This window comes from Pseudomonas sp. JE3303 (genome assembly GCF_056312565.1).
In genome coordinates, this window is sequence record NZ_JBWGIF010000001.1 from 303,086 (window position 1) to 314,305 (window position 11,220).

Genomic DNA, 11,220 nt, shown 5'->3' on the forward strand with positions numbered 1-11,220 from the left:
AAACCAGTCAGCCCGATTCATGGGAAGTCACGGAATGTTTCAGCCTTTATAATGCCCTTTATTTTTCAGGGGCTTATCCACCCGACATGTCTGTATCCGTTCGCGACTCCCTGCGCATGGCCGCGCTTTACCTGGTGCTGTCGATATCCTGGCTGATCGTTTCCGACCAGTTCCTGCGCAACCTCACAGCTGAACCGGCGGCGCTGGCCCTCGGTCACCAGGTCAATGCCTTCGTGTGGGTGATGCTCAGCGCCGTGCTGATATTTGTCTCGCGCGCCCGCTTGCTCAAGTCGATTGGCGTGGGCGCCCGCCTTCGCAGCGCCGACCGCGAACGCCTGCGCATGGCAGCGGCAGTGTTCGACAGCACGCTGGAAGGGGTACTGGTGACGGGGCTCGACGGGGTGATCGTGCACGTCAACCGGGCGTTCATGCGGATCACCGGGTATAGCGAAGACGAGGTCCTGGGCCATCGGCCGAACAAGTTCAAGTCCGGGCGCCATGGCGTCGACTTCTACCAGCAGATCTTCGCGGCGCTGGGCGACAAGGGTGAGTGGAGCGGCGAAATCTGGAATCGCCGCAAAAGCGGCGAAATCTATCCACAATGGCAGACCATCCGCACCATTCGTGATGACGACAATGCCGTCAGCCACTACGTGGCGGTGTTCAGCGACATCAGCGCGATGAAGCATTCGGAACGCGAGCTGGCCTACCTTGCGCACCATGACCCGCTTACCGGCCTGCCCAACCGCCTGCTGTTCAACGACCGTGCCGAACAAGCGCTGGCCGCGGCCCAGGCCAGCAAGCGTGGGTGCACCCTGCTATTGCTCGACCTGGATCATTTCCAGAGCATCAATGACAGCCTGGGGCACAACATCGGCGATCAGTTGCTCAAGCAGGTAGGCGAGCGTCTGCACACTCAGCTCGGCACAGGCATGACCCTTGCGCGCCTGGGCGGCGACGAATTCGGGGTGCTGGCCGAGAACTGCCAGCAGGTCGGCCAGGCGGCTACCTTTGCCCAATCCATCATTGAGCACCTGCGGGAGCCTTTTGTCCTCGAGGGCAATCGCCTGTTCATCAGCGCCAGCATCGGCATCAGCCGCTTCCCCAGCGATGCCCTGAGCGCCGAGCAGCTGCTGCGCAATGCCGATTCGGCGTTGTTCAAGGCCAAGGGCAACGGCCGCGCTGGATACGCGCTCTACACCGAAGAGCTCACGGCCCACGCCCAGCACCGCGTCGAAACCGCTGGCGAGCTGCGCCGCGCGCTCGAGCAGGACGAGTTGCGGGTGTTCTATCAGCCCGTGCATGACTTGCTCAGCGGGCGCATGGTCGGCGTCGAGGCGCTGGTGCGCTGGCAGCACCCGCAGCGCGGGCTGGTGCCGCCGGGCGAGTTCATCCCGATCGCCGAGCGCACCGGGCTGATCGCCGAGATAGACACCTGGGTACTGCGCGAGGCTTGCCAGCAGATGGTCCGCTGGCAAAGCGAGGGGCGTGCGCTGGAGTTCGTCGCGGTGAACATCTCCAGCCGTCTGTTTGGCCATCGCGAGTTGTACCAGCAGGTAGGCACGGTGTTGCATGACACCGGCATGGACCCCGGCTTGCTGGAACTGGAGGTCACCGAAAGCGCGGTCATGGAAGACCCCGAGGTATCGCTGGAGCAGATGCACCGCCTGCGCGAGCTTGGGCTGCGCCTGGCGATCGACGATTTCGGCACGGGCTACTCGTCGCTGCTGCGGCTAAAGCGCCTGCCGGTGCAGAAGCTCAAGATCGACCAGGGATTCGTCGCCGGCTTGCCCGGCGATGAGGATGACATCGCCATCGTCCGGGTCATCATCGCACTGGCTCGAAGCATGAACATGCAGGTGCATGCCGAGGGGATCGAGCAGGCGGAGCAGGCGTCGTTCCTGCTTGAGCATGACTGTCAGCTGGGACAGGGATACTGGTTTGGCAGGCCAGTGCCGGTCACAGCGTTGCAGCAGTCCTGAAGAAACGGGCCCACGGCAGCAAAATTATATTTTGGTTATATAAAAATTCTTAAACAGTATTTTTAAGAATATCCGCGTCTCTCTACTATGGCTCTCACGCCAGGCGCCGTCCCTCCACCTATTTTGCCCGGCACCCTATCTCACAGGAGAACGAGCATGAGTGCATCTCTGCGCAGCATCGACGGTCAGGACGAAGCCACCATTCTGCGCGAAATCCAGAGCGCACTCCGCGACCTGCGTTTCGGCGCGGTGGAAATCACCGTGCATAACGCTCAGGTCGTGCAGATCGAACGCAAGGAGAAGTTCCGCCTGCAACAGCCCGGCAACAAGTCCGGCTGAGAACGCATCACTTCCAACTAGAAAAAATGCCAATCGGGAGCTTCACCATGTCCATCCGCCGTTATGCGCTTGCCGCTCTGGCCAGTGCCGTTTTTGCCGGTTCCGCCATCGCCAAGGACTACGAACTGCTGAACGTGTCCTACGACCCAACCCGTGAGCTGTACCAGCAGTACAACGCCGAGTTCGTCAAGCACTGGCAGGCCAGCCATCCGGACGACAAGGTGAAGATCCAGCAATCCCATGGTGGTTCGGGCAAGCAAGGCCGTGCGGTCATCGATGGCCTGCGTGCCGACGTGGTGACCCTGGCCCTGGCCGGCGATATCGACGAGATCGCCAAGCTCGGCAAGACCCTGCCCGACAACTGGCAGGCTCGCCTGCCGGACGCCAGCACTCCCTACACCTCGACCATCGTGTTCCTGGTGCGCAAGGGCAATCCGAAAGGCATCAAGGACTGGGGCGACCTGATCAAGAAAGACGTGTCGGTGATCACGCCCAACCCGAAGACCTCCGGAGGCGCCCGCTGGAACTTCCTCGCCGCCTGGGCCTATGGCCTGAAGGCGGGCGGAAGCGAAGCCAAGGCCCAGGAGTACGTGCAGGAGCTGTTCAAGCACGTGCCGGTCCTGGACACCGGGGCGCGTGGCTCGACCATCACCTTCGTCAACAACGGGCAGGGCGATGTGCTGCTGGCGTGGGAAAACGAAGCCTTCCTCGCGCTCAAGGAAGACGGCGGCAACGACAAGTTCGACATTGTCGTCCCATCGCTGTCGATCCTGGCCGAGCCGCCTGTGGCGGTGGTCGACAAGAACGCCGAGAAAAAGGGCAACACCGCGATCGCCACCGAATACTTGAAACATCTGTACAGCCCGGCCGGTCAGAAGATTGCCGCAGAAAACTTCTACCGTCCGCGTGACGAGAAGGTCGCCGCCGAATTCGGCAAGCAGTTCCCGAAACTGGACCTGGTGACCATCGACAAGGACTTTGGCGGCTGGAAGACCGCCCAGCCGAAGTTCTTCAACGATGGCGGCGTGTTCGACCAGATCTACACGGCGCAGTGAGCGGGTGCCCCTAGGGCCTAACACTCTTTCGTAGCCTGCATGGGCCCGGGACTTGCTCCCGGGCTTCGTGCGTTCAACCAGGGACTTCTATGTCACGTCGTATCTCCCCTGTCATACCCGGCTTCGGGCTGACACTGGGCTACACCTTGGTGTACCTCAGCCTGATTGTGCTGATCCCGCTGGCAGCCATGTTCGTGCATGCCGCCCAGCTCACCTGGGATCAGTTCTGGAACATCATCAGTGCCCCGCGGGTGATCGCCGCGCTCAAGCTGAGCTTCGGCACCGCGCTGTTCGCGGCAATCATCAACGGCGTGATCGGCACGCTGCTGGCCTGGGTCCTCGTGCGCTACACCTTCCCGGGTCGCAAGATCATCGATGCGATGATCGACCTGCCATTCGCACTGCCTACCGCCGTGGCGGGTATCGCATTGACCGCGCTGTACGCGCCGGCCGGCTGGGTCGGGCAGTTTGCCACCGACCTGGGCTTCAAGATCGCCTACACCCCGCTGGGCATCACCCTGGCGCTGACCTTCGTCACCTTGCCGTTCGTGGTGCGTACGGTGCAGCCGGTGCTGGCCGATATTCCGCGCGAGGTCGAGGAAGCCGCCGCCTGCCTGGGCGCCAAGCCGCTGCAGGTGTTCCGCCATGTGCTGGCGCCAGCGCTGCTGCCGGCGTGGCTGACGGGCTTTGCCCTGGCCTTCGCCCGTGGGGTCGGTGAGTACGGTTCGGTGATTTTCATCGCGGGCAACATGCCGATGAAAACCGAGATCCTGCCGCTGCTGATCATGGTCAAGCTCGACCAGTACGACTACACCGGCGCCACCGCCATCGGCGTGCTGATGCTGGTGGTTTCCTTCATCCTGCTGCTGCTGATCAACCTGCTGCAGCGGCGCATCGAAACCCCTTGAAGGAGGCCTTGAATGTCTATGTCTAGTCTGGGCGCGGCCGCTTCGGCCAATGCCGCCCGCCGTGGCAGCGCCACTTCACGCCGTGTGCTGATCGTTTCAGCCTGGCTGGTGTTCGCGCTGTTCCTGTTGTTGCCCCTGGTCATCGTGGTGTCCCAGGCCCTGAAGATGGGCTTCGGGACCTTCTTCGAGGCGATCTTCGAAGCCGACGCCCTGTCGGCGTTGAAGCTGACGCTGCTCGCCGTGGCCATCTCGGTGCCGTTGAACCTGCTGTTCGGGGTCAGTGCGGCCTGGTGCGTGAGCAAGTACGATTTTCGTGGCAAAAGCATCCTGGTGACGCTGATCGACCTGCCGTTCTCGGTCTCGCCAGTGATCGCGGGCCTGGTCTATGTGCTGATGTTCGGCGCACAGGGCTTCTTCGGCCCGTGGCTGCAAGACCACGATATCCAGATCGTGTTCGCCTTGCCGGGTATCGTGCTGGCGACCATCTTCGTGACAGTACCATTCGTTGCACGCGAGCTGATCCCGCTGATGCAGGAGCAAGGCACCCAGGAAGAAGAAGCCGCGCGGCTGCTGGGCGCAAATGGCTGGCAGATGTTCTGGCACGTGACCGTGCCCAACATCAAGTGGGGCCTGATCTATGGCGTGGTGCTGTGTACCGCGCGGGCAATGGGCGAGTTCGGCGCGGTATCGGTGGTGTCGGGGCATATCCGCGGCGTCACCAACACCTTGCCACTGCACGTCGAGATCCTCTACAACGAGTACAACCATGTTGCGGCCTTCAGCGTGGCCAGCTTGCTGCTGATCCTGGCGCTGTTCATCCTGCTGCTCAAGCAGTGGAGCGAATCCCGCATTGACCGCCTGCGCCATAGCGCAGCGGAGGAATAATTCATGTCGATCGAAGTTCGCAACGTCAGCAAGCGTTTCAACGCCTTCCAGGCCCTGAACACCATCAACCTGGATATTCATAGCGGCGAGCTGGTGGCCCTGCTTGGCCCGTCGGGCTGTGGCAAGACCACCTTGCTGCGCATCATTGCCGGGCTCGAGACACCCGACCAGGGCAGCATCGTGTTCCATGGCGAGGATGTGTCAGGGCATGATGTGCGTGACCGAAACGTCGGTTTCGTGTTCCAGCACTACGCACTGTTCCGCCACATGAGCGTGTTCGACAATGTCGCCTTCGGCCTGCGCATGAAGCCCAAGGGTGAGCGTCCGAGCGAGAGCAAGATTGCCGAGAAGGTCCATGAGCTGCTGAACATGGTCCAGCTCGACTGGTTGTCCGACCGCTATCCCGAGCAGCTTTCCGGTGGCCAGCGCCAGCGTATCGCCCTGGCCCGTGCCCTGGCGGTAGAGCCCAAGGTGCTGCTGCTCGATGAGCCGTTCGGCGCCCTCGATGCCAAGGTGCGCAAGGAGCTGCGCCGCTGGCTGGCGCGCCTGCACGAGGACATCAACCTGACGTCGGTCTTCGTGACCCACGACCAGGAAGAAGCCATGGAAGTCGCCGACCGGATCGTGGTGATGAACAAGGGCGTGATCGAGCAGATCGGCTCGCCGGGCGAAGTGTACGAGGAGCCGGCCAATGACTTCGTGTATCACTTCCTGGGCGACTCCAACCGCCTGCACCTGAGCGAAGGCCACCACGTGCTGTTCCGCCCGCATGAGGTGTCGCTGTCGCGGCATGAGGTCGAGGGCCATCATCCAGCTCAGGTACGGGATATCCGGCCGCTGGGGGCTACCACGCGGGTGACGCTCAAGGTCGAAGGGCAGAGCGAGCTGATCGAGGCCGAAGTGGTCAAGGACCATGACAGCCTGACCGGGCTGGCGCGGGGAGAGACGTTGTTCTTCAAGCCGAAGGTGTGGCAGAAGGTTCAAGACCTCTGATTCGAAAATCCCGGGCCGGTCCCGGGATTTTTTTGCCTGTACGACATGAGCCAATGCCTTGCGCGAATATTTCTGATGCCTGTGCGGCATGTCTTTCGCCACGCGCCGCTGCATCCCTTGAACAGCAAGGGTTGGACATGATCAGCAGAATTGAATATTCCAAAAAACACTAACTACAAAGATAAACATTACTTTATGAGATAAGCGTCTGGCGCCGATGATTCAGCCATGCGAAGGGCTCCGTGAGCCCGTCATGACTCGCTTCACGACCCCAGGAGTTGATCAATGGGTAATGTCCAGACGACCGTCAAGGCCTACGACCCGCCATGGCGCCAGGCGCCGGGTGGCGATCTGGTCGACCTTGGCCGCACGTTACGTCTGCCACTGGCGCAGCTGCGGCTGCAGCGCACGCCACTGAGCGGCCTGAGACGGCGCGACAAGGCCGTGCTGGGGCTGCTGGTGCTGGCCCTGCACGGTGCGGTGGCCTACTGGGTCAGCCAGACACCAACCCCGCCGTTGCCGGTGGTTCCGCCAGAAATCCCACCGATGACCATCGAGTTCGCCGCGCCCGCGCCGCCGCCTCCCGAACCTCCGCCGCCAGCACCGGCACCGCCCGTGGTGGAGCCGCCACCGCCACCCGTTGTCGACGAGCTGGCCGCCAAGCGCGCGCCCAAGCCGGTGCCGAAACCCAAGCCTGCGCCCAAGCCCGTCGCCAAACCGGTGCCTCAGCCCAAACCGGTCGAGGCTCCGCCGCCACCGGTTGCAGCGCCGGCACCGCCCGCGCCACCTGCTCCGGCACCGGTGACACCGGCTTCGGCCAACGCCGCCTACCTTAAGAACCCAGCACCGGACTACCCACAGATGGCCCAGCGCCGCGGTTGGGAAGGCACTGTTCAACTGCGTGTCCAGGTCCTGCCGAGTGGCAAGCCGGGGCAGATCGAGATCCAGAAGAGCAGTGGCCGCGCTGCCCTCGATGACGCCGCCCTGGCGGCCGTCAAGCGCTGGAGCTTCGTGCCTGCCAAGCAGGGTGAGGTGGCCCAGGTGGGCTGGGTCAGCGTGCCGATCGATTTCAAGCTTCGTTAATTCGCGACAAACGACCGAACCTGGAGAGTATTCATCATGAGCTTACTGGCATCCCCACTCGAATCCGTTGAAAGTGCGGTCATCTGGCTGCTGATCGGTTTTTCCGTTGCGACCTGGGCGCTTGCCCTGGTCAAGGCCGTGCAGTTCGTACGGCTCAAGAATCAGGACAAACGCTTCCACCAGCATTTCTGGGCCGCCTCAAGCCTGGACTCGGCAGCGGAAATCAGCCATGAGCAGCCTGGTCCTGCAGCGCGGGTGGCACAAGCGGGCTACGCCGCCATCGCGGTCGGCGAGCCTGGCCATGCCGCTGATCTGGCCCATGCGATCAACCATCAGGACCGCCTGGAACGCGCCCTGCGCCAGCAGATCGTGCGTGAACGCCGCTCACTGGAAACCGGCCTGGCCGTGGTCGCCAGTATTGGCAGCACCTCTCCCTTCATCGGCCTGTTCGGTACCGTGTGGGGAATCATGGAAGCGCTCAAGGGCATCAGCGCAGCGGGCTCGGCGAGCCTTGAAACCGTGGCCGGCCCGATCGGCGCGGCTCTGGTCGCCACCGGCGTCGGTATCGCCGTCGCGGTGCCTGCGGTGCTGGTCTACAACTACTTCCTGCGCCGCCTGAAACTGACGGCTGCCGACCTTGACGACTTTGCCCATGACTTCTACAGCCTGGCGCAGAAGAGTGCCTTCCGCGTACTGGTCCACCCGGCCGTGAACAAGGCCCAGGCCGGCTTCACCCAGCCTGTGAAGGAGGCGTCCTGAGATGGCCTTCTCGACACAGGACAACGATGAAGTCCTCAGTGAAATCAACGTCACGCCCCTGGTGGACGTCATGCTGGTGCTGCTGGTGGTGTTCATCGTCACCGCGCCGCTGCTGACCAATGCCATCCCGATCAACTTGCCCAAGACGGAGGCTGTGGCCCCCGTGGAGCAGAAGGACCCGCTGGTGGTGAGCATCGACGGCGAGGGCAAGCTGTTCATCAACAAGGATGAGATCCAGCCCGACCTGCTGGAAACCAACCTGCAGGCAGCCAAGGCAAAGGATGCCGAACTGCGCGTGCAACTGCAGGCTGATGACGGCGTGAACTACGGCGAAGTGGCGCGCGCCATGGCAGCCATCGAGCGGGCAGGGATCACCAAGCTGGCGGTGATCACGGCGCGTTGAGCAACAGTTCTCAGGCAAGTGCTTCAGGCCGTTTCTCCTTGGCAGGGGGATAGCCTTTTTTTTTGGATTCAAGAAAGACCTGCCTGGCCGCAATCAATTTGACACACCGAGGTGACAGGATTCACCACCGATCGTGGAGGGGCGTGTATGTAAAAAGGTTATTAATAAATAGCTTCTTATTCCTTTACGAATATAACCCGCTCCCTAATACTTGTTTCCAAGCACGCAAACCTCACAGGAGGCGTCCCCATGCGCAATGAATCCATTCGTTACCTGATTGTGCCGGGCTGGCAAGGATCGCCAGAAAATCATTGGCAGAGTCACTGGCAGCGCAGCCTGCCCAACAGCGCCCGTATCGAACCGCACGACTGGTTGACGCCGCAACGTCAAGACTGGGTGCAGGCGCTCGAGCAGGCCATCGCGGCAGAACACACGCCAGTGATCCTGATTGCCCACAGCCTGGGCTGCATCACGGTTGCCCACTGGGCTTCCCAGGCCAGCCCGGCCTTGCTTGACCTGGTGCGCGGCGCGCTGCTGGTGGCGCCTGCCGACGTCGAGCGGCCAGCCTGCCCGGCAGCGCTGCGCAACTTCGCGCCAATTCCGCTGCAGGCATTGCCGTTCCCAAGCCAGGTGGTCAGTTCCGACAACGACCCGGCCGTCAGCGTGCCGCGTGCGATGCACTTGGCGCGTGTCTGGGACGCCGAGGCCGGGATACTGGCGAGTGCAGGGCATATCAACGTCAAGTCCGGGCATGAGCGCTGGGAGCAGGGTTTCGCCTACCTGTTCCGCCTCCAGGGCCGAATCGAACAGCGGGCGCTGCGCCGTGCCTGAGCCGGCCGTCCATCCGCTTCACTGATAACGCCCGGCCCTGCGCGGTACGGGGCGGGAGTTCGTCATGAGTTTTCACAGTACCTTTGGCCAGCCTCTGCTGACTTTCCCTGAGCTGGACAAGAGCCCGCTGAGCATCCGTGCCAAAGCCCTGGTGTTCGTCGACCCGCGCTCGCAGCAATTGCGCCTGGCGCTTGAACGGCTGGCACCGCAGCCCTTGCCCGTGCTGATTCGCGGTGAGACCGGCACCGGCAAGGAGTTGCTCGCGCGCCAGATTCATCGGGCCAGCGACCGTGGCGGGCTGTTTGTCTCGGTCAACTGTGCGGCCATCAGTCCGACCTATGCCGACGCCGAACTGTTCGGTTATAGCGCCGGTGTCCACAGCGGCACCGCCAGCAGCCGAGCCGGCTGGTTCGGCTCGGCCAACGGCGGCACGCTCTATCTGGACGAGATTGCCGATCTGCCACAGGCCATTCAGGTAAAACTGCTGGCGGCACTGGAAAACCGCGAGGTCACCCGCGTCGGTGCCCATCACCCGCAAGCGGTGGATGTGCGACTGGTGGCCGCGTCGAGCATCGACCTGGCCCAGGCCGTGCAGGCGGGGCGTTTCAACGAGCGCTTGTACCTTTACCTGCGCGAGGGCCAGCTGGAGCTGCCGGCTCTGCGTGAGCGGGTGGGCGATATCCTGCCGCTGGCCGAATACTTTGTCGGCATCTACAGCCCGCGCCTGGACCGTCCCGTACCGTTTATCAGCGACGCGGCGCAACTGGCGCTGGAAGCTCACAGCTGGCCGGGCAACACACGCGAGCTGGAAAACGTGATTCATTTCGCCTTGCTGGTGGGCCAAGGCGAAGAAGTGCGGCCAGAGCACCTCAATCTTCCCGATACCGACCCGCTCGCAAGCCTGGCAACGCAACTGCAACAGCTGAGCATGGGAGGTCCCGAGTCGCGTTCGGCCCTGCGTGAGGTACTGGAAAATGCACTGGGTCAGTTGGCCAATCCTGTGCGCTAGAGCCTGCCGCGGGTGCTCACTGGCAGATCACTTGGCTTATAGTGCGTTTTGGAATAATTAGCTAAGTAAAAGATATTGTTACGGCATAAAAAATCCCGGTATCGTCCGCTTCACGCCCACCGCGACGCCGGTTGGCATCGACTTCGCCGTCCTCCGATGGCCCCCGCTTTCAAATTAAGGAATTCCATGAAAAAGGCTCTGTTGTTGACTGCCTTGGCTGCCGCTCTGTCGATGACAGGCTTCGCCCAGGCGGCTGAGAAACTGGTCGTGGCCGCGACTCCGGTGCCGCATGCCGAGATCCTCGAGCTGATCAAGCCGACCCTGGCCAAGCAGGGCGTGGACCTGGAGATCAAGGTTTTCACCGACTACGTGCAGCCCAACGTGCAGGTCGACCAGAAGCGTCTGGATGCCAACTACTTCCAGACCCTGCCGTACCTCAAGAGCTTCAATGAAGGCAAAGGCACGAACCTGGTAACCGTGATCGGCGTTCACGTCGAGCCGTTTGGGGGTTACTCGAAGAAGGTCAAGAGCCTGGACGAGCTGAAGGACGGCGCCACCGTGGCCATCCCGAACGAAGGCAGCAACAGCGGCCGTGCCCTGATCCTGCTGCAGAAGGCAGGCCTGATCACCCTGAAGGATCCGAGCAACGCCCTGGCAACGCCGAAAGACATCGCCGAGAACCCGAAGAATCTCAAGTTCCGCGAGCTGGAATCGGCCATGCTGGCGCGCGTGCTGGACCAGGTTGACCTGGACATGATCAACACCAACTACGCCCTGGAAGCCGGCTTGAACCCGGCCAAGGACGCCCTGGTGATCGAAGGCAGCGACTCGCCATACGTGAACTTCCTGGTGGCCCGTCCTGACAACAAGGACAGCGAAGCCATCCAGAAACTGGCCAAGGCCCTGACCAGCCCTGAGGTCAAGGCCTTCATCGCGAAGAAATACAGCGGCGCGGTATTGCCGGCGTTCTGAT

The 11,220-nt window shown here is 62.4% G+C and carries 12 protein-coding genes; all 12 read left to right on the top strand.

From position 1 onward, the window contains the following. The first annotated feature begins 86 nt into the window (after positions 1-86). The 12 genes from dibA to AC0ZZU_RS01565 all read left to right on the top strand — a co-directional run bounded on the left by dibA (position 87) and on the right by AC0ZZU_RS01565 (position 11,219). Entirely contained in the window at positions 87-1,982 is a 1,896-nt protein-coding gene (gene dibA / locus AC0ZZU_RS01510) for a phosphodiesterase DibA (RefSeq protein WP_476338490.1), read from the top strand. Between the two features lie 156 nt (positions 1,983-2,138). Next, positions 2,139-2,321 carry a sulfur starvation response protein OscA gene (gene oscA, locus AC0ZZU_RS01515; protein ID WP_016489716.1) on the top strand — a complete coding sequence of 61 codons (183 nt, stop codon included), beginning with the start codon at positions 2,139-2,141 and terminating at the stop codon, positions 2,319-2,321. A 47-nt stretch (positions 2,322-2,368) separates the two neighbouring features. Continuing rightward, complete coding sequence (locus AC0ZZU_RS01520) at positions 2,369-3,376, top strand: sulfate ABC transporter substrate-binding protein (RefSeq protein ID WP_476338492.1); 1,008 nt, start codon at positions 2,369-2,371, stop codon at positions 3,374-3,376. A gap of 89 nt (positions 3,377-3,465) precedes the next feature. Continuing rightward, positions 3,466-4,284: a sulfate ABC transporter permease subunit CysT gene (cysT, locus tag AC0ZZU_RS01525; protein WP_476338493.1), complete on the top strand. Its 819-nt coding sequence runs from the start codon at positions 3,466-3,468 to the stop codon at positions 4,282-4,284. Positions 4,285-4,296: 12 nt separating this feature from the next. Continuing rightward, positions 4,297-5,169, top strand: a complete 873-nt coding sequence (gene cysW, locus AC0ZZU_RS01530) for a sulfate ABC transporter permease subunit CysW (protein ID WP_476338494.1) — start codon at positions 4,297-4,299, stop codon at positions 5,167-5,169. A 3-nt stretch (positions 5,170-5,172) separates the two neighbouring features. Then, positions 5,173-6,162: a sulfate/molybdate ABC transporter ATP-binding protein gene (locus AC0ZZU_RS01535; RefSeq protein WP_476338496.1), complete on the top strand. Its 990-nt coding sequence runs from the start codon at positions 5,173-5,175 to the stop codon at positions 6,160-6,162. 285 nt (positions 6,163-6,447) lie between these two features. Next, on the top strand, positions 6,448-7,245 hold the full coding sequence (locus tag AC0ZZU_RS01540; RefSeq protein ID WP_476338498.1) for an energy transducer TonB: 798 nt from the start codon (positions 6,448-6,450) through the stop codon (positions 7,243-7,245). 36 nt (positions 7,246-7,281) lie between these two features. Continuing rightward, positions 7,282-8,004: a MotA/TolQ/ExbB proton channel family protein gene (locus AC0ZZU_RS01545; RefSeq protein ID WP_476338500.1), complete on the top strand. Its 723-nt coding sequence runs from the start codon at positions 7,282-7,284 to the stop codon at positions 8,002-8,004. 1 nt (position 8,005) lies between these two features. After that, positions 8,006-8,407, top strand: coding sequence for an ExbD/TolR family protein (locus AC0ZZU_RS01550; RefSeq protein WP_324122966.1), 402 nt, complete (start codon positions 8,006-8,008; stop codon positions 8,405-8,407). A gap of 249 nt (positions 8,408-8,656) precedes the next feature. Continuing rightward, positions 8,657-9,238 carry an alpha/beta hydrolase gene (locus AC0ZZU_RS01555; RefSeq protein WP_476338501.1) on the top strand — a complete coding sequence of 194 codons (582 nt, stop codon included), beginning with the start codon at positions 8,657-8,659 and terminating at the stop codon, positions 9,236-9,238. A gap of 64 nt (positions 9,239-9,302) precedes the next feature. Continuing rightward, positions 9,303-10,247, top strand: a complete 945-nt coding sequence (locus tag AC0ZZU_RS01560) for a sigma 54-interacting transcriptional regulator (protein ID WP_476338502.1) — start codon at positions 9,303-9,305, stop codon at positions 10,245-10,247. Between the two features lie 186 nt (positions 10,248-10,433). Next, the gene (locus AC0ZZU_RS01565; protein ID WP_476338503.1) at positions 10,434-11,219 is read left to right on the top strand and encodes a MetQ/NlpA family ABC transporter substrate-binding protein; all 786 of its coding nucleotides are present in this window, start codon (positions 10,434-10,436) and stop codon (positions 11,217-11,219) included. Position 11,220 lies beyond the last annotated feature (1 nt).

What these genes read in the sequence shown, in the direction of transcription:
- dibA (WP_476338490.1), top strand. Translation starts at nt 87, where the DNA reads ATGTCTGTATCCGTTCGCGACTCCCTGCGCATGGCCGCGCTTTACCTG.
- oscA (WP_016489716.1), top strand. Translation starts at nt 2,139, where the DNA reads ATGAGTGCATCTCTGCGCAGCATCGACGGTCAGGACGAAGCCACCATT.
- AC0ZZU_RS01520 (WP_476338492.1), top strand. Translation starts at nt 2,369, where the DNA reads ATGTCCATCCGCCGTTATGCGCTTGCCGCTCTGGCCAGTGCCGTTTTT.
- cysT (WP_476338493.1), top strand. Translation starts at nt 3,466, where the DNA reads ATGTCACGTCGTATCTCCCCTGTCATACCCGGCTTCGGGCTGACACTG.
- cysW (WP_476338494.1), top strand. Translation starts at nt 4,297, where the DNA reads ATGTCTATGTCTAGTCTGGGCGCGGCCGCTTCGGCCAATGCCGCCCGC.
- AC0ZZU_RS01535 (WP_476338496.1), top strand. Translation starts at nt 5,173, where the DNA reads ATGTCGATCGAAGTTCGCAACGTCAGCAAGCGTTTCAACGCCTTCCAG.
- AC0ZZU_RS01540 (WP_476338498.1), top strand. Translation starts at nt 6,448, where the DNA reads ATGGGTAATGTCCAGACGACCGTCAAGGCCTACGACCCGCCATGGCGC.
- AC0ZZU_RS01545 (WP_476338500.1), top strand. Translation starts at nt 7,282, where the DNA reads ATGAGCTTACTGGCATCCCCACTCGAATCCGTTGAAAGTGCGGTCATC.
- AC0ZZU_RS01550 (WP_324122966.1), top strand. Translation starts at nt 8,006, where the DNA reads ATGGCCTTCTCGACACAGGACAACGATGAAGTCCTCAGTGAAATCAAC.
- AC0ZZU_RS01555 (WP_476338501.1), top strand. Translation starts at nt 8,657, where the DNA reads ATGCGCAATGAATCCATTCGTTACCTGATTGTGCCGGGCTGGCAAGGA.
- AC0ZZU_RS01560 (WP_476338502.1), top strand. Translation starts at nt 9,303, where the DNA reads ATGAGTTTTCACAGTACCTTTGGCCAGCCTCTGCTGACTTTCCCTGAG.
- AC0ZZU_RS01565 (WP_476338503.1), top strand. Translation starts at nt 10,434, where the DNA reads ATGAAAAAGGCTCTGTTGTTGACTGCCTTGGCTGCCGCTCTGTCGATG.